The organism is Streptococcus sp. SP8 (genome assembly GCF_030440045.1).
Classification (GTDB): Bacteria; Bacillota; Bacilli; order Lactobacillales; family Streptococcaceae; genus Streptococcus; species Streptococcus parasanguinis_I.
Genome location: NZ_JAQFJL010000001.1, coordinates 21,526 through 46,476, shown reverse-complemented (window position 1 = coordinate 46,476; position 24,951 = coordinate 21,526). Strand labels below are relative to the sequence as shown.

The window sequence follows — 24,951 nt, the reverse complement described above, 5'->3', positions numbered from 1 at the left end:
TAAAAGCATGCAAGATGAACATGCATGCTTCTGTTATACACGAGAAGTCGATTAATATTATTGACTTCTTTTTTATTAATACAAACTAATTTAAACTCTCTTTTTAAGAGTTTAAATTAACTAAATCTAAAATTATCTTAGATAAAGTACCAATTAGTTGTATCTTCTTCACGAATTTCTTCAAATTCTAACTCCAAAATGTTGAAATCTTCCATAATCATGATCATCACCTCCTTTCTATTATAAAACAATAATCTGATCAAACTCTTCCAATATTTCTGGATTTTGATCATGAGTAATGACAATAACAATTGCATCTTTAATGGATAGAATGTAATCCATTATTTCTTTTGCTTTTATTGGATCAAGGTTACTTGTAGGTTCGTCAAATATATAAACTGAATATGTTTTGACTAAAAACCTAGCTAAATCAATTCGTTGCTTTTCTCCTTCTGAAATGATTTGGTTTGATTGAGCTAGGTTTTTACGAAGGAAGTCTTCATTAAAACCTAAGGATTTTCTTAATTTTTCAGTTAAATGAAGGTTTCTAGCCAATTTGATATTCTCTAGAATATTGCCTTCAATCAGAAAGTCATTTTTTTGCACAAACGCAATATCTTTATATAACTCCTCTGAGGAAATATCAATATTCTGTTTTCCGTTGATTTTTATTTCTCCATCATAAAGATTTTTTGGATAATAATTTAGTATTAATTTTACTAAAGTTGTTTTCCCAGCTCCTGAAGCACCTATAATTGCATAGCGCTTGCCTTTTTTAAATTCATAGGAAAAATGATCAAATAATATTTTATTTTCAATTTCATAATGTAATTGGCTAATAGAAATGGTCGAAATGTTATCACAATCAATTGTACTTGTTTTATGGGAAGTTCCTTGATTTGTCTCATATAGATTTTCCTGGATATTATCAATAATGGACTTGCTACTGCTGATTAAATTTTTATTGTAAAGAATAGATTGTAATGGAGCAAAAACACCGTTTAATAATTGAATACTTGCTACTAGTAATCCAATAGTCAGTAAGTTATTTCTTACAAAAAAGATACCAGCGACCATACAGGATAGCTGAGAGCCAAAACTTAGTAAAATTCCAGTAGTTGAAGCTAAGTCTTTTAAGAATTGATATGTTTTTCTGGACTCTTCAAATTCTAAACTGATTCCCTGAATTTTTTCTTGGGTCCAGCTTTGAATATTTAATAACTTAATTTGTTCAAAACCATTAATAAAGTTTGTCATTTTTGACAAATAGTGATTATTTTGTAGAGAATAATTATTTGTTGATTTAGTCATTAACTTTCCAGGAATTTGTGATAGGAAAACCGTTATACTCGACAATAAAAGGAAGACTAATGCTAATCGCCATTCTATATAAATAATAGCAACCACACTCATGATAAGGCTCCCTAAATTTGCAATTAGAGAGATTTTAGGGATTAATAAATTTTCTTGAATAAGGTCACTGTTTTTGGTGATATTATTTAAGAAATCTGAATGGTTACGGTTGTCAGTTTGGTTAAATTCACGCGATAAATAATGTAATAAGAGACGCCTTTTTAGATCTAAAATAACTTTTTTTACATATTCGTTTTTAAGATAGGAATAGGAAGAAGAAATCAAGAACCACAGTAAAATCGAACCTACAGAAATAGTGATATGAAAGAGTAATCCACTATTTGAATTAGATATACTATCAAGTATTCTTCCTAATTGCAGAGAGAAGAATGTCATTAAAAGAGCACTTGTCAAACTTAATAAAATAATCAAGAAATATAGTAATTTATATTGTTTCATAATCTGGTTCATATCTTACTCCTTAAGTAACTCTGATGAGAATATTATAATCCAAATATGAAAATCAGAAACAAACTTCCCGTATTGGGGACGCAATGAATAGTTTACACTAAATATAAAAAAAAATTATAAAATAATTATTTTTTAAAATAAGAGGAGAACTCATATTTTTATTTAACAATGAATATATCACACTAAACCAGATAGAATATACAAGTTAATTTGTACCGAAATTACTATATATTATAAGAAAAATAGAAACTCTAAAGCATTCTGTACACTTTAATTTTAATTCATCTCTTTTTGTTTCTAATACAGAGTATTGAGACTGGATTATAAGCACATCAACAAAAAACTCTATTCAAACCTACCTTTGAATAAAGTCTTTTAACTATCTAAAAAGTTCACATTTTATGCTTATTTATGGAGTTAATGAAGCGCCAACTAAATCCTAGAACCAACATCAGATTGATGAAAAAGTACACAGCCGTAAAACTAGTTAAACCATGTTGTCTGATATCATCAAAATATAAACTAGGTTCAGTAAAGAACAGATAAATTCCATAGACCTCCACGAAAATAAGAAAACTGATAAAACCAATAAGGAAAAGTCCACTGGCAATAAGAAAGAGTCTCCATAAAAGAATGAGAATTCCTCCTACTGCTAAAAAAATTACTGGGATAAGGAGTAAATCATTCATGACTTTCTCCTTTCTAATCAATCAACTGACGATAATGGGTGGCAAGAGAGGAATCAAACTCTTCTAATTTTTGAACTAAGTCCAAATACTCTTCTTTTTCATGTTCTTCAAAGTCCACACCTTGATGATTCTGAAGAGCGATTTCCAATTGACTAGTGAGCTCTCGTTTAGAAAAACTGTAATCCCCTGTCACTTCCTCATAATGTTCCTTTAACTCCTTGTAGGCTTGGTATTCTTCAGGTGTTTGAAATCCCTGTACCAAAGCCTCTTCTAATTGATAATAGGTATCTTCCATCATAATCGTTACCTCGTTTCTTTCTATCTTTATTCTACCGCGCTTTTCTTTTCTTGTCCGCTATTTATATCTATTTTTTAATCTAATTCAAAAGAAAGTTGTTCTTGCTTTTCTTTTCCTTTTTCGTGGAATTGTCGTAAGGCCTGATCAATAATATCTAAATCCGTTTCTGTTTCAATCAATGGCGCGAGTACATCGTATTCGGCCTTTTTAGTTTGATAATCCTCTTCCTTTGGAAAATTTTTCTCAATTTCTACCTTAGCAGTAGTCCATTTATCCTTTAATTCATCCAATAAGTTCTGAGTTTTCACTTGGTCATCTTTAATGTGGTCTATCGTATGCTGAAGCCTTTGAATTGTCCCCAAAGGAGAATACAAATCCAAACTGACAGAATACTGATTTTCTCCTACAATCTTAACAGAGAAGGTTTCAGGAAGAGGCTGATTCGTTGGTAGACTAAGCATTTTAATGTCAAATCCTCGATAACTTGCTAGGGTTCGAAATTCTTTGCTGTCAGATTGATTATGACGGATAAGACGGTGTAGGGATTCACCTGCTTCAGCTCGTTGCTCAAAAACTTGTTTACCTATCGTCATAGAAAATGATTGGTCTTTCGACATTTCAGACTGTTGAATGTCGCCTTCATACTTGCTTAATCGTTTCTCAAGAATGGGCATATTTTCTTCACAGTAAGAGATTGTATGACGATAGTGATCCTTGCTGCGTTGAAAGGCGCGTCTTTGATTTTCTAATAGAGTTAGATCATTCTCTAGTTCCATCTTATATTTGAGATAAGGATTACCTGTTGCTAGTGCCTTAAAATCAGAAGCTGTCATAGTCTGTTCATCAATATCTTCCGCAGCACGAATCGGCTCCTTAGAAGTCATAATCTGCTTAATATAACGGAGTTTGTTCTCCTGAGTTGCCCATAGATAATTATCAAACGAACCTTTGGTAATATAGTGGTAAATATCCACTTCCTTGTTTTCATTTCCCTGTCGGATAATACGTCCATTACGTTGCTGAATGTCACTTGGTCTCCACGGTACATCCAGATGGTGAACTGCTTTCATCTTGCTCTGAACATTTAAACCTGTTCCTCCTTTTTCAGTTGAGGCAAGAAGAACCCGAACCTCTCCTGCATTAACCTTTCGAGACAAGCTATTCTTCTTTTCATCACTATTGGCATCATGTACAAAGGCAATTTCCATACTAGGGATTCCTCTATCAACTAATAAAGCCTTAATCTCAGAATAAACATCAAAGCCATTATCTTTTTTCTTAGGTGTGCCAATATCTGAAAAAATCATCTGAGTAGCCTTATTTTCCATTCCCTCACGATAAATTCTTTCAACATTATCCACTACCTGAAGCAGTTTATGATTGTCTGCTAGACTATAACTAGAGTCCAATAAACGCATATCAATAGCTAGTTTCCGCGCCTCACCCGTAATCTTCAACATGTTATCCTGGCTCGGATCAACTGTTCCACATTTGACCATATCTGACCTCATAACTAATTCTTCTAAATAGAGTTTCTGGTTTTCAGTTAACTCACTCTCAATAGGGATAATATGAGCTTCTGGAACAGGTAAATCCAACATATCTTGTGTTTGAATGTCGGCTGTTTCTTTATAGATTTTCATCAACTCAGGTAGATTGACAAACTTTTTAAATCGTTTCTTAGGTTGGTACTTATCCCCTGTAGGAGCTAATTCCATAGAGTTTTGAATTTCTCCAAAAGCACCTACCCAAGAGTCAAAATAATCAACTTGATAGCGTTTTAAGATATCTGGTTGAATGTAGTTCATCATAGTATATAACTCACTAATAGAATTGGAAACAGGTGTTCCTGTCGCAAAGACAATGTTTTTAAAATCATGTTCTTCCTGAATCTGTCGAACCTTCATTTCCATATCCACATTCTTCTTAGACGTTGTATTGGTAATCCCTGCTACATTTCCAAGTCCAGTAATTGGACGTATATTTTTAAAGTGATGTGCTTCATCCACAAAGAGAAAATCAATTCCTAAGTTCTCAAAATCAATAAAACTATCACGATTAAAGCGTTGGAGTTCTTCCAATTGTCTCTCAAGACCACTTATTGATTGCTCTGCTTCTTTAACGGTGTACTTATTTTCAGAATGTGTTTTAATCTCTCGTAGTTCATTGAGTTTGTCCTCGATATAATTCATCTGTCTTTCCTTACTGACAGGGATTTTTTCAAATTGAGAATCCCCAATGACAATGGCATCGTAATCTCCTGTAATGATACGTGACACAAATTGTTTTCTTCTCGCCTTCACAAAATCTTTCTTAGTGGTCACAAAGACTTTTTTAGTAGGGAAAAATTTCATGATTTCTTGGCCAAACTGAGCAGACAAACTAGAGGGCACCACATACAAGGGCTTATGAACCATCCCCAACTCCTTTAATTTAAACCCAGCACCAAGCATGGTCAAGGTCTTTCCTGAACCTACCTCATGAGCTAATAAAGCTCTTTTTTCTTCTACGATTCTTTGAATAGCATTCTCTTGATGAGGACGAAGACTGATGTTTTGTGCCAAGCCATCAATGACTAGATGGCTACCATCATACTCTCGACTAACTGTTCGATTATAAAGACGATTATAGCTTTCCTCAATGACCTGTTGGACTTCTGGATACCGTGAGACAAATTCTTGAAAGAGCTCTTGTAAATGCTGCTCTTTTGCTCTTAGAACAGAGGTTTTTTCCAAATCTGTGATAGTCTTTTTCTTTTCCCCTTCCGTAACAGTCATGGTAATCGTCGGTTGGTTCGAATTAAGTAAATTCTCAAAAATCTTTCTTCCTGTATCATAACGTGACCCACTAACTCCAAGACTACTATCTTTGGCACTTGGATAGCGATAAACAAATGATGTCCTTAAATGAACCTGGCCATCGACAGGATTCACTTCAATGACTTGTTCAACATCTGGCGAAGACAATTCAAATTCACGATTGGTAAAACATTCAAAGGCAAATTTACCATAAACGGATTGAGGAATCCAACGTGACCCTATTTTGAACTCAATATCTGCCAGATGAATCCGTGGAGGGCGAACAGATTCTAACAAATCTAAAGCATGAGACCAGTCAAATTCTTGGTTGTTTTCATCTACTAATAGTTGAACTACTTCTATCTTATTGAGAATATCTCCTGACAAAAACTGGTTCTTAGAAAGATATTTTCTTTCCCCTCTTAAATAACTTTCTGGATCCATTAAAACCTGGTCACCTAACTCATCTAAAATAGCAGCTTGGCTATGTTCGGGATAAATTGATACCATATAGTCTAAATCAACTCCTCTACCATCCGATAAACTGGAGTTTAAGGCATCTAAAGCCGTTGATACTCTTGTAATCTCTCTCTCTGGTCTAACCAATGCTTTCTCAAAGGCTAAAGATTTTTTATATTTTACTTTCTGGTCTTTAGAATCGATGTATTCATCTTCTAAACTTGCTAGTAAAGAATACTTATCGTCACTATCAAATAAGTTCCGATTGACTGAGGCATTCAAGTATCCAAATTGACTTACAAAGCGGTCATAGTTATGATTGAGTTTACTAAGTAACACCTGAAATTCTGTCCGACTATAATCTTGATGACGTTGAATTTCAATTAAGGATTGATAGGTCTCTCTCAAATCAACCATGCCCTTAATGCGACTAATATCCTTATCCGATAAGGGACTTTCATAAAAGACAGTTTTTTTGAACAGTCCCTTATATTTCCCTCTTTTACTCGCTTCTTCTGACTTGTAAACATCTAGTGCTTCCTCTTCTGTCAAATGAAGTTGCACGAATCGGTCTATTTTATGTTCAGACAAAGAACTGTCCCAAGCTTTAAAATCTCCCTTCTCATCTACATAATAACTAATTTCGTCTACTTTTGAACTTTTCCGAATGCCATGCGTATCTCGGTAATAAATTTGATTTCCCTCATATCCAAAAGAATAGAGCGCTAAGTCCTCACGTATACGACTTGGGATCGAATTATCCACTTCTTCTTGGATAAAAACAGGTGCTTTCAAAGAATTGTCAATTTGTTTAGGTGCTTCCACATTCTCGAATGCTTTCATTATATCAGTAGATAATGTTTCTGATTCCCCCTTTACATTGAGGGTTCCTCCATTAAAATTACGTACTTCATATTCACCCAAAACTTGTGTGTTGTATTTCCCATCAAAATAAGGATTGATCCAGACACGCTTATCTTCCTCAAAGGGAATAGAGCCACTAAAGACAAGTTCCTCCTCATTAAGATTCTTTGCTTGATCCTTTTGAAAGAAGAGGAGATCTGTGGTCACTCGAGTACCTGCAATCGTTTTAAAAGCCGTATCCGGCAAACGAACACCCCCTAAAAAATGAGTGTTGGTTTTAATCTCTTGTAAGACATTATCTGTCCGCTTATCCATTGTCCCAATAGATGAGATAATCGACACTTGTCCTCCGTCTCTTACTAAATCAAGTGAGTGTTTGACAAAGTAATCATGAATCATATAAGGTTTATCGTAGTTTTTATCGGCAATGCGAAAATTTCCAAAAGGAACATTCGTTAAGACTAAATCAAAACTATTATTTTGATAGGGAACTTCTTCAAATCCTCGCACTTCAATATGGGTATTGGGGTGGAGTTGTTTTGCGATTGCGCCTGTCACACTGTCTAATTCAACCCCATAGAGCTCTGATTTATCTCGTATACTTCTAGGCATCGCCGCAAAGAAGTTCCCAGTCCCCATAGAAGGATCTAATATCCTTCCTCCCTCAAAACCATCATCCAGTAATTTTTGCCAAATCTGGCGAATAATCATTGGGTTTGTATAATAGGCTGTGAGAGAACTTTGTTTCATGGTGGAGTATTCTGATTTACTTACTAAACTCTTAAGAGTTAAACGTTCTGCTTCATACTTTGGATTGAGTTCATCGAAAAATTCATTAGCAAGACCACCCCATCCAACATACTTGGCTAGTAGTTCTTGTTCTTCTGGACTTGCTTGTCGTCTCTCTTTTTCTAATCTTTTAACAAGATCAATTGCGGCGATATTCGTTTCAATTTTTTCTCGATTTGTCTTAGGATAAAAGTCCTCTAAATCATCTGGAAAAACAAAATCTTGAACAGGGAAATCCGTCTCTTCTATGCCTACAATAAGCGTTTCTGTTTCCTTATCCTTTTCATTTTCTTCTTCCAGGTAGGAAAACAGATCTATTTCCTGGCTTTCACTTGGTGATTCAATCTCAATCTCTGAATCTTCTTTTTCAAGTTCTAAATGAGACAATACTTGTTCAATCTCTTCCAAACTGTTCAAGTATAAGATAGGATTCTCTTCAAATAACTGGTTGGAATCATTGAATAGCTCTAGGCGAACTAAGTCATTTAACTGCGCATTTTCAATCGAAACCAACTGAAATACTTGTCCTTTATAACTTACTTGTGAACCGATTGGATATTCCCTCAAAGCTTCTTCTACAATTTTATCTACTTTAGATAGGGAATGAACTTCCACATTTTCTTCTACCTGGTCAATATTATCTAAAGGTAAGACTGCTTCCTCTACTTGCTTAGACTTTTCTCTTATAGCCTTTACTTCATCAAAATAAGTAATAATTTTCAGCTTTTGTGTCAGTGGGAGTTGTGTGTAGTTTTCTTCATGATGGACAAGATCCGTAACGATATCTAAAGTAGCCATCAATTCTGAACCCAAATAGGCTAGAACATCTCCTTCTTTTTCTTCAAAATGAATCTCAAGAACTTCTTTTTTTAGTTCTTTGGAATCAACCATTAGAAGAAACTCCTCTATATCTCTACTAATGCGGTCAGATAGATTATTCGCAACCCGATAGACATTGACTAAATTGACATCCTGATTCTGATGAAATACAAGCTCACTTAATGGTGTTAGCTTCTCTTTCTCAGATTGGATGTAAAATCGAGTGAAAAGATTATAGGTTGCGACTTCTAGCACCAAGTTTTTCTCAAAATTACTTAATTGAGATAATTTACTTAGACCTGCTTGTCCAAAATTTCTTGTGTAACTTTCTAAATCTTGGTCATTATTTTCAGAACTGGCCTCTAGGAAAGAGATAATATCTTGATGAAACGAATAGACATGAGGTATCTCCTCTATCTTGCCCTCTTCAGTCAAAAAACTCTCTACCAAATTCTGCCATTTCTCATCAAAATGTTGCGCTTGATAACGAAGAAATAAGTCCATTTTCTCTCTATCTTTTGGAATTGTTCCACGAAACATAGCCAATAATTGTATTACTTCCATACTCGCTCCTTTCATCTATACGAAAATAGGAGAATCACATGATTCCCCTACAACTCTATCTCCATTTCAACCTCTTGAGGACTGATTTCTAAATCACTAGATAAAAGAGAAACGGCATCCGTTCTCATGTAGTAAGTATATAAGTCTTCTAGGTCTTGTTGGTTTTCAATCCCTGTTTCAATACTAATCAGAGCCTGTATAAATTCCTTGTAGTGACTCTCCATCATATCTGAAATCTTTTGTTTCATTTCCATAAATACTGAGGACGGTTCAGTGATACTTGTTTGGTCTATGTCTTGTAAATCCTTTTCTAAGGGATTGGTTCCTTCTTCTATTTCCACTAAATCTGAACGACCATCACCATCAGAATCTGCGCTAAGAGGATTGGTTCCTAGCGCAAATTCTTGAGCGTCAGTCAGTCCATCTTGATCCGAATCACGTTGATAAATGGCTTCCATATACTTCCTTCTTTCTTAGTTAATCTTTTTTCACTCCAATCCTACCAAATATTCCTTGAAAGAAGTATCACAACAAAAAAGAGAACGAGCCAAAACTGCGTTCTCCTGAAAATGATAAAACATTACTATTAAAATAGATTACATGTAAAACTCTAATCAGGCAGAGCCTGCTAACTCATGACAGAAAAAGATGTTTAGCCTATAGTGCTGGCATTAAAAAATCCTCACACATCACGCAAGGAAATCGCTAAATAAAACAGGCTTTGACCATGTCGGGATTAATTGCAGCACATTCCAAGGATCCAGCTTTTTCTTTTTTTTATAATCGAATTTCCCAAAGAGTAAGCAAGATGAAGGCCGTCATTGCTTATGCTCATAAGATTCTCAGAATCATTTACAAACTACTTTCTGCCAAGCATACTTATCAAAAAGAGAAGGGGCTAGGACTGAGGAAACAGTTCTAACGCCAAAACTAAAAAATTTCAATTACACGCTAGTACAGGAATTGATTTTTTACGCTTTCTTACTGTTTTTTCAAATAAAAAAGATGACTTACTGAACCTGTAAGCCACCTAATCAGTCGGTTTATTCTGGTGTCTGCCACCGCTTGGCCCGTACGTCCAAGATTGCTATCGGATTTTGTTCTGGTGTCCGCCACCGCTTGGCCCTTATGTCCAAGATTACTATCAGATTGACCATGAGCCGACCACTCATTTATAGACATATTGTATCTTTAAATAGCTACAATTTCAAGTGTAAACTCTTCTATTTGGTCGTATAAGCAAAACTGATGGCACTATCTGCTTGAGAGATTTTTCTAAAGGTATAGTTAGGGTTGCCCCCATAGTTGGTTTCAGACACAAGGAAAGAACCATCATCATAGACCTTCTCTACAAAAGCCACATGACCATAGCTGGCTGGTGTACCATGTGTACCTCCTACAAAAGAAACAATAGCACCTGCTCTTGGTGTAGAGCCCGTTTCCCCACCAAGACTTGAAGCTGTCGCAACCCAGTCTTGACCATTTCCCATGGTATTAATGATTGAAATCTTTTCTCCATTTCTACCTTTTAATTTTAAGCCTAACTGGTTCATACGAGCCGCAACACCCCATGTACATTGTCCATAAGCATAGGCCATACCATCTCCACCACCAGGAACAGAATGATCATACAAGTCCCCACGAACCCCTTCAAGGGATTGTGGATCACTTTTTGCCTGTCCTCCATTTGTTTGACTAAAGCCTTTTTCAATTTGGTAATACCATTCCGTTGCTCTGGTTTGTCTTTCCAGTAGTTTGTCACCAGAATTTCCCTCCCAATAGGTCAGAAAGAGTTGGGCCAGATTGGCTGCACTGCCTGTATTTTTAAAGAAATCCTTTAACCAACTTTGATAGTAAGGACTATCCCCATGAAGCATAAAATCAAGTTGTAGGTCTAAATCATACCATTTCTTATTTTGGGTGCGTGCATAATTTAACAAGGCTGTATGCCGTGTTGACCCATCTGCGGTATCTGTCCATTGCCCTAAACCTAGACCTCTATGAAGAATATTAGGATAAGCACCACTATAAATGGCTGGACCTCCAATCGCTAACCAGCTTTCATCATCCCATGAGGAATCGGTAGCGCCAACAGGAGGAGATAAATAATCTCCTTCAGCTCGTTTAGGATTAATAGAAGACTCTACCGACCAATTTCCTAAAATTGCCGCAATGGCTTGGGGACTTGCCCCTTGAGATTTCAAAAACTCATAAATATGTTTTGCTCGTTCAAACTCATCCCCACCAAACTGACCAATGGCTGGTAAGATAGTGGTCTGAAGTTGAATGACTTTTGGAAAATAAAATTGCGGATTGACATACACCAATTTTTCTTTCTTGTTTTTATACTTTTGATAGGAAACTTTCAAACCTGTATCGTCTGGTGTTTCACCAATAATATCACCCGTTAGGACTCTTGTCCCCTCAATCGCACGGCCATTATGAATAGAATACAAGGTCAATCGACTCTCATTCTCTCCTTTTCCGTTAGTGAGAATAACATCATCTCCGTCTAGAGATACAACACCATCCATTGGTGCGACAATTGTTTGGTGAGCCTTCGCTTCTAGTAGAATATACTCCTGAAGAGTAGGTTTTCCGTCTAAATCATAGTATCCATAACGATAAGTCATGGTTAGACTATCTTCGTTGCTTTTCCCCTCAAATGGATTGTCCAATTCCTGCATGGAAGCATAGACACCCTCTTCTTTTAGTTCCTTTATTTCCTCTTGATCGTCTCTCGATAGTTTATACTTAGGAGTTTCATAGAGGTCTTGCATGGATTTCAAATCATCCCCATCGTTTAAATCATGCCACAAAGTAGACAGATAATCCTTGTAAGATTCTGAACTAAATAAGTGAACTGGTTTGTGTAACTCATAGTCATGGAATTTAAAGTTCATATACCCCATCACATCATCAACTTTTGTGTAATAAGTAATTCCTTTGTCATTTGTGCGAGTATGTTCTGCATCTTCCCAAGTTAGGTGGGTATAAGCTTTTGTTAATTCAAATTCATCTTGTTGAATCAAACTAGCAGATGAAAATCCTAAAAAGAAGCTCATCATAAGTAAAAGAAGAAAGACTATTCCTCCAACTATCCAGGTTACAGGATTTCCAGCCACAAATGTAAAGAAGGAAAAGGCTGCTTTTAATTTTTGATAGATATTTCGGACACTTGTAAGACCTTGTTTCTTTAATTTTCGAAACCGATTTTTAAAGGAACTTGGATTATCTTTAGTTAGTTTCCATCCTTTTCCATCCTTAAAATGATGGTATCGCTCTTTTGTGTTGGTCAGTCTTTTCTTGGTAAAACGACCTGTTGCTTGTCCTGTTTTGACACTAGCTTTTCCAAGATTATAAGAAAGCCGACTGTAGCGTTTCCCTTTTCTAATGGTCTCATGAAGTGTGCGATAACTTTCTAAATCTTCATTTTCTGAAGCTAACTCTCCACCTTCACGTCCAAGGACATAAAGAAAGGTTTTGGCTTTCCTACTGATTTTTTTGAACTTATAGGCTTGCTTAGTAGATTTTAGATTCTCTTTTGCGGCTTTGACTTCTTTCTTAGCTTTTAATTCTTCTAGATTCTTCCCTTGAAGGAAAAAATTGGATCTTACTTTCGTTTCCTGACCGTAGAAAAATTTTTGATTGGTTTTTCTTTCTTTACGACTCTCTTTTCTTTCTTCTTTTGCTTCAACCTTAGCTTCCTTAAATTGTTTCTTGGCTATTTTCAATCGTTTCCTAGCATGAGGCAATCGTCTATCTCTTAATTCTTTCCGATTCAAAAGTGATGGAGGACTATTTTGAAGAATATGATTGTAGTCTTCATTTGCTTGTTTTACTCTAGCCTTTGAAGCTTCTCTCATATTCTCCAGCTTTTGCTTTATCTCATTTTTCCATGCTTTTTCATCCAGTACAGCGGAATCTTTTTTCTGTTTTCTCACCTCCTTCTTTCCTTGTTTTAAGAATTTCTTCTCATCTTTTAGACTTCTTCTAAATGCCTTTCGGGCACGTATGATTTCTCTCTTATCCTTCATTTACCTTCCCCTTAATTAGAAGCCATTTTATCAGGATCTGTACTCATGATATCAAACAATTGTGTACCTTGGGGAATCTTATTTTTAAAGGGAACGACAACTGAACCAGCTTTTATTAGTCCTGCCCCTTTTTCTGGATTGACTAGGTATTTTTCGAGTTCTTTTGACAAGCCTAAGAGTTGAACTAGTTCTTCTCGGTCATTTTTTGCTTGCTTGAGGAGAATCATAAATTCACTATTGGCAATAATCCGTCTACCATTTGGATCTAACAATAAGGTTTCGACATTTTGGGTTATCCCAGTCGGACTGGCTCCATATTTTCTGACACGACTCCACAATTTAAAGAAGAAATCACTGGCATATTTATCTAATAAAAGAAGCTGCATTTCATCAAAATAAATCCAAGTCTTCTTCCCTAATTTTTGGTTCCGAACGACACGATTCCATATCTGATCAAAAACAACCATAAGAGCGATTTGTTTCAGCTCATCTCCTAACTTTTTAACGTTATAGATTAAGAAGTTAGATCCTGTCTGAATATTGGTCTTATGAGAAAAAATATCAAGAGAACCTTCAACATACAGTTCCATATCAAGTGCCAAATTCTGCGCTTCTTCTTCTGGTTGTTGGCTCAAGACAAAGACCCATTCTTCCAAAGAAGGCTCTTTAAATGACTGATAGGTGAGTCTAGTGACTCGGTCTATAATCGATTTTTCTCTCCCATCCATTTTTCTATCCAATAACTTGCCAATAAAAGATAAAAGAAATTCTGATTTTACCTTTACAGGATCCTCATCCATATTTTCCTCAGACAAGTCAAGGACATTGAGATAAGTTTGGGAATCGGGCGCAATATCAATCATTTCTCCCCCAAAAGCTCGTCCAATGACACTGTATTCTGCTTCTGGATCCACGATGATAATTTCAGTATTTTCACCAGATTCCTTGATTTTGGTCGTGATAATTTCATGCTTAGTTGCCATCCCTTTCCCAGCTCCAGATGTTCCTAAAATCAGACCAGACGGTGTATTTAATAGGCTGCGATCAATGGTAATAATATTGCTTGAGATTTGATTGATACCGTAATATTTCCCACTACGGTCTTGTAAATCTACTGAAGTCCAAGGTGAGTTTACTGCTACATTAGATGTTAATAAACTCCGTGATACTCCCTCTAAAAAATCACAACCAAATGGCAGCAAACTATTAAAGGCTGCTTCTTGCATATATGGAAGTTTATCAATCATTAGGTCATTTGAGCCGGCCACTTGTTGGATAGTGTCTAGGGCTTGTTTGAGTTCTTCTTCATCCTGACCAAAGACCCCAATCAAGAAGACCGTTTGAAATAGTTTATCTCCTGTCTCGGTCATGGTTTTTAAGAGTTCCTCAGCTTCATCGATATTGCTTTCTAATACATGACCTACTTTTTCCAAATAGATACCTGTACGAGCTAGTTTTTGTTGTTCCCCAATCTTTTGGGATTCCATTAAGGTTTTCTTTGTTCGTAGTTTCTTCATGGCATCTGCCTTTGTCGAACTTTGAGCATGAAGGCTTACAATCAATTCCAGATCTCCTTGCATTAGGTCTCGGATAAACTGATCCCCTAATTCCATACCGTAGTCTCTCACATAGACAATCTGTAATAAGCGGTCATTGATTTGTAGGTAATTCTTATTTTTAAAATCCAAGAGATTAGGTGCTATGAAGTGACGAGTTGTCTGACCAGATCTCGTTAAATCACGGTAAGAAAAAGGAAGATGATGTTCTCCTCTAAGCATATCTGCCAACAAGTTCACCCGTTCTTCTCCAGCCAAGGATTCAAATCGAGCATCAATTTCTGAGAAACCACTCTTGAAATATTCTCCAATTTGAGACAAGGAACGATAGGCTTGTTTGGGATTAGAATCCTTTCTACCAAAGCTAATCAGTTTCACAGCTGAAAAGTTATTTTCCCCACTGTCTAAATTTTGATTCATCATCCGATTCAATTCTTTACGATAGCTATCGTACCCATCTTCTTTTTCCTCATACAAAACACTCTGTCTAAACTTTTCTAAATTCAATCTTTTATTAAAGATGGTCAATTGGAAGTTGGTTTGGTCATCTAAAGAGTTAATCAAATCAGAATACTTCTCAATGATTGCGCCCTTATCTTCTAAACCAACGGTCTGGTAATTGACATCACCAAGTAAATAGCTTTGTGAAAAATAATCTTCTTTTACCTGCATCAGACCATTTTGATACAAGGCTTGATAGGAAAGAGTATTAGCCGTTGATGGTAACACTTCCTCTTTTTTATCTTTAACTTCTTCCTTTTTATTAGTCGTTGAAGTTTTTTGTTTCTTTAATGTATTTGATTTTCTTTTCATGTTCAAGTCCTTTCTTTCCTGAAATTGTGCGTAGGGGTATCGTTAGTTCAAAATGAAGACGGTATTTCAAATAATGTTCAAAATATAAATCATTGGGTTTATAGACTCCAAAAAGCATGAGGGGGATGGTAAAGGCAAACACAAAACCGTAAACAAACCAATCTCCAAATTGCCAGAAAAAGAGATTCAAGCCCAAAACAATAATTGTGACAATAAAGGCTGGTAAAACAAAGATGATTTGTCTTGTGGTGAAACCTAACCAAGCCCTGTGTTGGTATTTTGAGATGTCTTTAAAGACACGTGTATTCATGACTTTCCTTTCTAAAAAGGCTAAGAAGCAATCACTTCCTAGCCTTTATCTAATTACATACCTAAAATTGAGCGAGCCGTACGTTGAGAACCAACGAGGGCAATAATCAGTAAGATAGCTTGTACCAAACTACCAAACATAATCGCAAGTGATTGCAAGACTCCTGCACCATTTGAAACAGCTATTTTCCCAGCAGATTCAAACAAAGGAACAAGAGAAACAATCAGAAAAATGAGAACCCCTTGTACCGCATAAACCATAATATTTTTTAAATAACCAATACCAATAGACTTCCATTCATCACTTAAAAATGTTGGAATCGTAAGAGGGGCAAATGGAATCATAAGGTAGAGTTGAATAAATCGAATAGATACCAAAAGATTAACCATGGCTGCACTTACTATCCGAACAAGCCAAATGAGGAGGGCGAAAAAGCCCACAATCATCCGGCCAATAAATCCTGAACCTTTTAATCCAGAGAGTGTATCATACTTTGCCCCACCGTGAGCCACAATCGAGGCCACTTGTTCAATGGCGTGACTCGCAATCCCGATGATAGCTTCTACAATAACGGTAGTATTGGTAATTACAACTGCGACCATAATATAACTAATCAACATCGGCGCTAATGCTTCAAAGGTCATCGCTCCACCTGAGTTAGCAATTTTCTTTGCCATCTTCGAAAATTCTAAGATGAGAACAACTGATAAAATCGCAACACCAAGAGGTTGCATGACACTTTTAGTAATACTAGACATATAAGTCCAAACAGTTGGATTGTAGCTAGATAGAGATTTAATCAGATCTACCGTAGATTGTAAATCCACATTAAATCCTTCAAATAAATTTTCAGCTGATATTTTTTCAGATGCAAGGTAAACAAAGGGTGAGACTAAACTAAGATTCATGTCATTGTTTATCCTCCTAAATTGAAATCTGGGTTACAAAGGCTCCAGCAGCCCCTACCATAACTCCACCGACAATTTCAAGAATGGCATTCCGAACACCTGGTCCACCATCTTTAATGTTGGTTGCAAGGTTGACAATCCCCACAACAACGAGAAAGGCACCAACCGCAATCAATCCCTTCTGTAACAAAGACATAGCTTGTGCAAACATAGCACTTGCGTCTACTCCATAAACAAAACCTTTAAAATGCGTAATCATCTATTTCCTCTTTTCTATTTTTATTTTAAACTAGATTCAAAAGTTAAATCACGAATTCTAAGGCCTTCAAGATGATTTTCCTGACTTTGATTCAAAGGATTGATCTGATAGTTCCACCACCGTTCATCGTTTTCTTGATTGGCAAGGTACTTCCAGTTTGGATGCTTAGTTGAATTGTACTTTTTGCTTTTAAAGACAGGCATATTGGCAATTCGAACTAAGCATTCATGCCGTTTCATATTTCCGACTTCATCAGGTGTCATTAAATCACGAGCAATCTTTTGATGAGAAAGGGATCCTGAACCTGTTTGGCCAAAGGAACGACTAGTATTTCGAACATCAATGGTTTGTTTACCGAGTAACCCACTCATAAATTTAAAAGTATCTTCATCATTACCACCTAAGTAGACTAAGCTATCACAGTTCCCAAGAATAGTTTTCCAAGCTTCTTTTTCTTTATAGAGTCCTTGAAGTTGAGCAATATTTTGTAGAATAGGAACGAGACTCATATTCCGAGAACGGACTGTTGAGGTTTGTTCAGCAAAATCTGGGATTTCTCCGATATTTGCGAATTCATCTAAGTAGACTCTCACATGAAGAGGTAATTGCCCCTTAAAATCAATATCTGCTTGTCTTGTTAGAGTTTGAAATACTGTTGAAAAAAAGAGGGCTGAAAGAAAGCGAAAGGTACTATCGTTATCTGGGATAACTAAGTAAACCATTGATTTTTCCTTGCCCCATGTCTTCATATCAAGAGTATCTCTTTTGGTCAAATCCATGACACTCTGAATATTGAAGAGGGCAAATTTAGCAGTGGTTACAGCTATAACAGAATCCAGAGTCTTATCCTTATAATTTTGAAAATCTGCCCAATTTCGCATGGTAAAATTTTCAGTCCCATACTTTTTAGCATAATTTTCAAATAGAATTTCTAAGACACTTTTTTCTTGGTTTTCACCCTTGGATAAGTGTTTAATGAGTTTTGAGATTTCAGCAAAACTTGGATAACGCCCTCGTTTTTTTCGCTCCTCCACTTCTTTTTTTTGACGTTTCAACAAGTTTTTGTATTCTTTTTGACTTAAACGACTTTCTTCTATGAGCTGTTCTCTTGTTTTGGGTGGATTATAGAAATCGACCAAGTAGGAGGCTAAAGCTCGGACCAAAGTCATAGAAGCTTCATCCCAAAATGGATCACTACGAGAGCCAGAGCCTTTGGTGTTATTGAAATAAACCGTCAGCATGCGATTCAAATCATTTTCTGTCTCTATATAGCGAAAAGGATTGAAGCCATCTGAGTTCTTCATATTGACTAAATCTAACACCTTTACTTGGTAGCCATGTTCTAAAAAGAGTTTTCCTGTTTTCTCGGCCAAGTGATCTTTAGGATCCACTACAATATTAGAACTATTCATCTGAATTAGATTGGGTTTCACAAAGCGAAATGTCTTCCCACTTCCTGAACCTCCGATCACTGCAATATTCTTATTTCTATCATATTGGGGTGGTTTTTTATCTAATAATGTCAAACGAACATCTTGTGCTAAGATCGTATCATGTAAAAATTCCTTACCGTAAAAGAGCTTCTTTTCTTTTAGAGTTCCAAAACGGGCGCTCCCGTATTCTACCCCTTCTCGGTATTGTTTTTTACCAGTCTCTAGATAGAGATAAACCAGCAACATCATCACAAAGCCTAGTAGAAAAAAAGCACTTGATTTTCCAGTAAAGGAAACATTCCATGGCGACTGAAGAACTTCATCTTGACCTTCCATCAGAAGATGAATCCATTTATCTAATGTATTTCCAGTATAGGAATCATACAAAAGCGTCAAACGATGAAAAAGATAGCCTAGTAAGATACCTAACAGTGAGAATAGTAGGAATTTCTTTCCACTGTACATCATCTCACCATCTCTTTCTGTTTGACGGCACCTTCTTGTCTAAAGGTAATTTGGGATTTAGCCTCATCAATTGCATCGTCTAATGACTTATCCATGATAAAATCAGCTAATTTCTCCGGATCATTAACCATTTTTTCTAACAGATGGTCTAAATGATTGTCTAGAATCGAACGGTCTTTCGTGTAGAAATGCAGAGAATCCCCTTGCCAAGCGATGGCTAAAGGAATCTCTTCTTTTTCTAAAAAAGCTTTAAATTTCTCTATATCAATTGGTTTGTCTAAAAAATCTTTTTTCAGATTAATCGTATCAATCGAATAGGGAGATTGTAGCAATTCTTCTAATTTCTGCACCCCTATCTTATAGGCGGAATCTTGTGCTAAAGCCTGACGTCTAGACCATTCTAGAATCTTTAAAAGACTTTTTACAGTAAATAAAAGACTACGCTCAGCATATTGAACTGCCATTCGTTCCTGTTGTTCAGAGGACATCTGATGCCTCCTTCTTAACAAATAGCAGCTTTCCTTCTTTATAACGATAAGCTATCAATTTCTGACGTTGCTTAATCGACTTGACAACCTGCAGTAGATCTCTCGAATAAGGTTCTCGAAGAGTAACTTCTACTGCTTTCCCATCAAAGATACCAACACGTTTAAATTCAATGTAGTCTCTTTTGAGATGTCCTAAGCCCATACCAAAAGGAAAGTGATGAATCAATTGGATGGTACAACCACCTTTATTTCCCATTTGTTTCAAATCATACAAGTTTACTACCTTCATGATTAACTCCTTTATCTAGTTTGTCGCATCGTTTAAGTCTGGTAACGATAAACTCCGTGTCTGTTAGAAAATTCTCACACACGTCTTGTGCCAGTCGCCCTTCACAGGGAAATACTCTCAGTCCCTACTTACACAGGCACGCTAATCAAGACGGAGTGGATTCAATTTTCAAAGAACAGGTAGCTTTATTATAGATAAGAGTAGTTGAAATTTTTATCACATTTTTGGGGTTGTTGGAATAATAAGGTAAGTGCTAATTTCTAGCTCCTCTCACAACACCGTACGTACCTTATATGTTTTATGAACAGTAGCTATCATTTACATTTTCAAACTACCATTCTATCAAACTAAAAGTCAAAATAGACGCTTCTACTTCGAGAGATACTCATTTAATGGTTCAGCAATTCGCTCTACTTCCGTTACAGAAATTTCATCACTATGACTTCTAATGATTTGTTATTAATTCACTTTGAGGGGCTTGCTCATGAAACCAAACAGTGTAAGTCGTAGAAGAAAAAGAGATTAAGCTCAGCCAGATATAAGGACTCCAGCCTTACTTTCTACGCAACAACGCCACACACTCCACATGCCTTGAGTGGGCAAAAAAGATGTCGCACCCCACTGGTATCCCCTTGGCGGAAGCCCATATTTCTGAAACAGTCGCCTGGATAGGCTATTTTTCATTGATTTGGTGCCTGCTTTTGCGTTACAATCCAAGTAATTGTAAGCAATAAAGCCTTCAAAAGCATGTTGTCCTCTTGAAGGCTTTATTCGGTACAACTTTAAAATTGGTTTACTTATCTTTATCTTCCTCTCTAAGATACTTAACTAGCCCCGGATAATTGCTTATCCTTACAGTTCGGATCAATTAGAATTAGCCGAAAACGGCGGCGAAGAAACGAACCACCGAGAAGCACCGCCGCATTGCCGAGCTTGATACCCTCATTGAACGACTGTATGCGGACCGGAAAAGGCGCGGTTGACCGCCTTGCCCTCAAAGGCTTAGGGGCATATCAACTATATATTGGGGCCGAGTGCCGTTACTTTAACACCGCCGCTAGCCATGAGCTTATGCTTCCTTTAGGACACTGTCCCAACAGACACTTTTTAAAGTATGCTGCACTAATCCTTATTTTTCACAGCATAGCGCAATGACAGACAGCCATGTTCTGCATTCTCTGTTCCCTGCAATTCCAAATTAACTTTTTCAGATAACAGAAGGTTATCAAATAGTTGTTTTTCTTTATTACCTACAAAACATGGTGATATCACAAGACTGATTTCATCAATAAGTCCGTTTTCTAATAATTTGTTGGTTAATCCACCGCCACTGTCTGTCCGCATGTATTTACACCCATATTGCTCATGCAGGATCTGAAAGGCTTTTTCATAGTCCACATGATCATTTCCTGACACAATATATGGGTAATGCCTTTCCTCCAAATAATTCAAATATTCCTTCGGAGTGGCAGAATCGTTTATTATCAGAAAAAAATTATCCTTACTTAATGACCGATGTACTCTATATAAAAGTACGAGAAGAAAATCGAGTACTCTCAAAAAGCTGTCATATAGCGATTGGAATAACCAAAGATGGCGACCGTGAAATTATCGGCTTCATGATTCAAAGTGGCGAAAGCGAAGAGACCTGGACAACATTTTTTGAATACCTAAAAGAACGCGGTTTACAAGGTACGGAACTCGTTATTTCTGATGCGCACAAAGGATTAGTCTCTGCCATTAGAAAATCCTTCACCAACGTAAGTTGGCAAAGATGCCAAGTTCACTTCCTAAGAAATATCTTTACCACCATTCCTAAAAAAAATTCAAAATCTTTCAGAGAAGCTGTTAAAGGAATTTTTAAGTTCACAGATATTAACTTAGCGCGTGAGGCTAAAAATCGATTGATTCATGATTATATCGATCAACCAAAATATTCAAAAGCTTGCGCATCATTGGATGATGGATTCGAAGACGCCTTTCAATATACCGTACAAGGAAATTCCCACAATCGACTAAAGAGTACCAATCTAATTGAACGACTGAATCAAGAAGTACGCAGAAGAGAAAAGATTATTCGCATCTTCCCCAATCAAACATCAGCCAATCGCTTAATTGGAGCCGTTCTTATGGACCTACATGATGAATGGATTTATTCTTCAAGAAAATACATCAATTTTGATAAGTAGAAATGGTAAAAACATTGTATAGCATTTTACACAGGAGTCTGGACTTGACTCACTTCCTTTATTATTTTTCATTTTTTTAAACTATTTAATACTAATGTCTTTTATAATAGCTTTTCATATATTATATAATCAATCTTTATAAGTCCTTTTATAAATTTCTTTTCTACCATTTTCGATAAATTCCTGTTTAATATTTTTAATTCCATAAACAATAGTTTCAATAGGATAATATTCTTCAACTATATCTTGATATTCTTTTGCTTTCTCAATATCTATATTTCCATACATTCTTAATATATCTTCTCCAAAATTTGTTCCTATTTCTTCTTCACTATCTTCAAGTAAGTATATAAAATCACAATATTCATCTATAATTCCAGAATCTCCAAAATCAATTATTCCAGTTAATCTATTATTGCCATCTAACAATAGATGATTACAACTAAAATCATTATGGCATAAACACTTTTTACCCTCAAAAACTGTTGTTGCATTTAGTCTTTCCATAAAACTTTCTATATAATCTTTTTCTATATCAGTTAAATCATTATAAATAGTTTCACGCAACAATATATACTCTTCTAATACATTTTGTTTATTATCAATAGTACATTCACTAATATCTGTATAATCTAAACCGTGCATTTGTCTTAAAAAACTGGCAATATCTCGTTTTAACAAATTTTGTTCTTCTTCTGACATAGTAGAATAAATTTCTGGTGTTAAAAAAGTTCCTTTAATTTCTTTATAACCTAGTATAGATAATTCATCACTAATATACGAATATTCAATATTAGGAATTTTTACATTAGTTTCTAAATTTGTATTTAAAAAATTATATATTGCTTTTTCTTTTGCATAACCTTTTTTCTTATTAGTACTAAATTTTGTTTTAAAAATGTATTCATTATTAACTAAATATGCCACACTATCATAACCACTACCGATTATTTCAATACTATCTACTTTGAAATTATCAAAGTAATGCTCAATTAAATATTTCATTGCCTTAACATTTGTGGCATTATCATCATATCTATATTCCATTAAATAACAATCTTCTTTTTTGCCCTCGTGTAATTCATGTTCTGGCAAATCTTCAATAATTCTAAAACCAGATTTTTGGTATGCCCTTATTGCTCTTGGATTATTTTTATGAGGGTCTAAAATAACTGCATTAGCATTTCTTTCTTTTTTCAAAAATTCAAAAATCAATTTAATATATCTTGTACCAATTCCTTTACTCCAATAATTTGGCTCTCCTATAAATTGATCCATACCATAGACTATCTCATCAGTTTTTGGATAATGATAATCAGTATATAACTCATCATACATTTTATATATTTGTCCATATCCAATAGGAACATTGTTATATTCAATAATTACTCTAAAAACTTCATCTTCCCAAGGCTCTGTATAATGTTTTTTTAATGATTCTAATGTATATTTTTTATCTCTACCACCATAAAATTCTAATACTCTTTCATCAGTTAACCATTTTAACATCAAAGGAAAATCATCATCTATTAAAGTTCTTATACATATTTCATTTTCAACTATATTCATTTATTTATCACCTTTTTCATAATCATATACATATACTATTTCATCTTTATAATCATTTTTACCACCTAATTTTTCATATACATGGCAAGCTCTAGGATTACCTTTATCAGTTATTAAAAACATTTCAGAACAACCAATCTCTTTAGAATATTCCTTAATAAAAGATAATAATTTTGAACCATAACCTTTGTCTTGATAGTTAGGTAACATTCCTATTGAGTGTAAATAAAACATTGTTTTTCCATTAGTTGATTAAATACCGTTGTTAAAATATTTTTAGAAACGTCATCCTTTACAGAATATTCAATAATGCTTTGAATCTCTTCGCTTTTCAGTGTAAAATGTACTTGGGTCATGTAAAAGTCCTCCTGGGTATGTTTTTGTCGTTAAAAACATTGTACCGTAAAAGGACTGTTATATGGCCTTTTTACTTTTACACAATTATACGGACTTTATCCAAAATCAGCCTCTGTTTCAGCAGGATATTTTTCAAATGCAGTAAAAACAGTATTGGACCCAAACAGCACCGCATCCGAATGAATTCCCCCGGCAACCTGGTAGTAAACTTCCGGATTATCAAAGCCTTTAATGCGGCCATCAAGGCTAATTTGTGTGTGCATAATTATCTTTGGTTTCATATTTTTCAATCCTCCTTTTTGATAGTAGAATATCATAATACACTGACAGCTGTATGTCAGCAGGGGATATGAAACCTTACAAAAAATACATAACAGACCAATCGCTTTCTCTAAATCAAGTTTAGGCAGTGATTCGTAATTTGTGCCAGGTGTTTACGGGTTATGCATTTTAATTCATCAGGTTGGACTATTTCAATGCCTGATCCATATTCAATCAGCTGCTTGCTCAATATCTCAAAGGAATCTGTCTGGAATTCGATTTCCATTTTACTTCCCAAATCGGTTTCTTCAAGGAAGCCGAGAGAATACCTGTTCTTGATAGAATTGTATGTCTCCCCTTTTTCAGCTCTAAGAATTACATTATATAGTTTTTTATATGAAAGCATTTGTTTTAATATTTGTTCCAAAGAGCCATCATGGCTTTGACAGAGCTCTTCTTCTATGCAAATGCTTTTAATCCGATCCACACGAAAATTCCTATATTCATTTCTTAGCCTGCAAAACCGATTAAGTACCAGTTCTGTTCATAAAACCCCAGTGATATAGGCTCTATCATTCTGCTTTCCGGTTCTTGCCCTCCTGATGCAGGATATTGAATTGATATTACCCTTTTATTGCAGATTGCAGTCTGAATTGCTGCAATAACGTTATCCGCCAATGTATTTTTCTGTCCAGATGTGCTGTACACGTTAATACTGTTCTCCAACTCCTGTGCATAGTTTTTTTCACCATGCTTCAAAATAGATTTGATTTTATACATAGCTGAATCAAAATCCTTTATAAATGATTCATCTCCATGGCAATTTAAAAATTTCCCTGCTGTAATCAATGCACCCACTTCCGCCGCTGTAAACATTACCGGCGGAAGTAGGAAGCCCTCTACAAGAAAATAT

At 35.5% G+C, this 24,951-nt stretch carries 14 protein-coding genes and 6 pseudogenes; 1 reads left to right on the top strand and 19 read right to left on the bottom strand.

The window, feature by feature from the left end:
* Positions 1–240: 240 nt before the first annotated feature.
* From PCY11_RS00225 to PCY11_RS00160, 14 genes and pseudogenes are all read right to left on the bottom strand, one after another.
* Positions 241–1,824: an ABC transporter ATP-binding protein gene (locus PCY11_RS00225; protein ID WP_001071847.1), complete on the bottom strand. Its 1,584-nt coding sequence runs from the start codon at positions 1,822–1,824 to the stop codon at positions 241–243.
* A gap of 392 nt (positions 1,825–2,216) precedes the next feature.
* Positions 2,217–2,513 carry a DUF5966 family protein gene (locus PCY11_RS00220; protein ID WP_000998890.1) on the bottom strand — a complete coding sequence of 99 codons (297 nt, stop codon included), beginning with the start codon at positions 2,511–2,513 and terminating at the stop codon, positions 2,217–2,219.
* 13 nt (positions 2,514–2,526) lie between these two features.
* The gene (locus tag PCY11_RS00215) at positions 2,527–2,811 is read right to left on the bottom strand and encodes a DUF5962 family protein (protein WP_000969637.1); all 285 of its coding nucleotides are present in this window, start codon (positions 2,809–2,811) and stop codon (positions 2,527–2,529) included.
* A 74-nt stretch (positions 2,812–2,885) separates the two neighbouring features.
* Complete coding sequence (locus PCY11_RS00210; RefSeq protein ID WP_195327910.1) at positions 2,886–9,104, bottom strand: SNF2-related protein; 6,219 nt, start codon at positions 9,102–9,104, stop codon at positions 2,886–2,888.
* 47 nt (positions 9,105–9,151) lie between these two features.
* Entirely contained in the window at positions 9,152–9,562 is a 411-nt protein-coding gene (locus PCY11_RS00205; RefSeq protein ID WP_020998530.1) for a thrombospondin type 3 repeat-containing protein, read from the bottom strand.
* A 765-nt stretch (positions 9,563–10,327) separates the two neighbouring features.
* Positions 10,328–13,141, bottom strand: coding sequence for a phage tail tip lysozyme (locus PCY11_RS00200; protein WP_301362285.1), 2,814 nt, complete (start codon positions 13,139–13,141; stop codon positions 10,328–10,330).
* 11 nt (positions 13,142–13,152) lie between these two features.
* On the bottom strand, positions 13,153–15,510 hold the full coding sequence (locus PCY11_RS00195; RefSeq protein ID WP_050078388.1) for a VirB4-like conjugal transfer ATPase, CD1110 family: 2,358 nt from the start codon (positions 15,508–15,510) through the stop codon (positions 13,153–13,155).
* A complete protein-coding gene (locus PCY11_RS00190; protein ID WP_050078386.1) occupies positions 15,461–15,820 on the bottom strand; it encodes a PrgI family protein in 360 nt (119 codons plus the stop codon). The genes PCY11_RS00195 and PCY11_RS00190 overlap by 50 nt, the downstream gene beginning before the upstream one ends.
* Positions 15,821–15,873: 53 nt before the next feature.
* On the bottom strand, positions 15,874–16,728 hold the full coding sequence (locus tag PCY11_RS00185) for a conjugal transfer protein TrbL (RefSeq protein ID WP_001054259.1): 855 nt from the start codon (positions 16,726–16,728) through the stop codon (positions 15,874–15,876).
* Between the two features lie 16 nt (positions 16,729–16,744).
* Positions 16,745–16,987 carry a hypothetical protein gene (locus tag PCY11_RS00180; RefSeq protein WP_000627865.1) on the bottom strand — a complete coding sequence of 81 codons (243 nt, stop codon included), beginning with the start codon at positions 16,985–16,987 and terminating at the stop codon, positions 16,745–16,747.
* 20 nt (positions 16,988–17,007) lie between these two features.
* Positions 17,008–18,885, bottom strand: coding sequence for a VirD4-like conjugal transfer protein, CD1115 family (locus PCY11_RS00175; protein ID WP_149555820.1), 1,878 nt, complete (start codon positions 18,883–18,885; stop codon positions 17,008–17,010).
* Entirely contained in the window at positions 18,885–19,373 is a 489-nt protein-coding gene (locus PCY11_RS00170) for a hypothetical protein (protein WP_000093676.1), read from the bottom strand. Before PCY11_RS00170 ends, PCY11_RS00175 begins: the two co-directional genes overlap by 1 nt.
* Positions 19,363–19,662, bottom strand: coding sequence for a hypothetical protein (locus PCY11_RS00165; RefSeq protein ID WP_000869764.1), 300 nt, complete (start codon positions 19,660–19,662; stop codon positions 19,363–19,365). The genes PCY11_RS00170 and PCY11_RS00165 overlap by 11 nt, the downstream gene beginning before the upstream one ends.
* 1,122 nt (positions 19,663–20,784) lie before the next feature.
* A pseudogene (locus PCY11_RS00160) lies at positions 20,785–21,150 on the bottom strand (dihydrofolate reductase family protein); the annotation flags it as partial.
* On the opposite strand from PCY11_RS00160, the pseudogene PCY11_RS00155 reads away from it, so the two are divergent.
* A pseudogene (locus tag PCY11_RS00155) lies at positions 21,126–21,851 on the top strand (IS256-like element IS256 family transposase); the annotation flags it as partial. The pseudogenes PCY11_RS00160 and PCY11_RS00155 overlap by 25 nt on opposite strands.
* Positions 21,852–21,980: 129 nt before the next feature.
* Here PCY11_RS00155 and aph(2'')-Ia read toward each other — a convergent pair.
* The 5 genes and pseudogenes from aph(2'')-Ia to PCY11_RS00130 form a co-directional block, all read right to left on the bottom strand.
* Positions 21,981–23,420 (bottom strand): aminoglycoside O-phosphotransferase APH(2'')-Ia, encoded by a 1,440-nt coding sequence (gene aph(2'')-Ia / locus PCY11_RS00150; RefSeq protein ID WP_001028144.1) that lies wholly within the window; start codon positions 23,418–23,420, stop codon positions 21,981–21,983.
* Positions 23,421–23,663 (bottom strand): annotated as a pseudogene (locus tag PCY11_RS00145) (GNAT family N-acetyltransferase); the annotation flags it as partial. It abuts the gene before it with no gap.
* Positions 23,654–23,776, bottom strand: a pseudogene (locus tag PCY11_RS00140) (transposase); the annotation flags it as partial. The pseudogenes PCY11_RS00140 and PCY11_RS00145, both read right to left, overlap by 10 nt.
* A 102-nt stretch (positions 23,777–23,878) precedes the next feature.
* Positions 23,879–24,058: pseudogene (locus tag PCY11_RS00135) on the bottom strand (riboflavin biosynthesis protein RibD); the annotation flags it as partial.
* A 110-nt stretch (positions 24,059–24,168) separates the two neighbouring features.
* Positions 24,169–24,914, bottom strand: a pseudogene (locus PCY11_RS00130) (helix-turn-helix transcriptional regulator).
* Positions 24,915–24,951 lie beyond the last annotated feature (37 nt).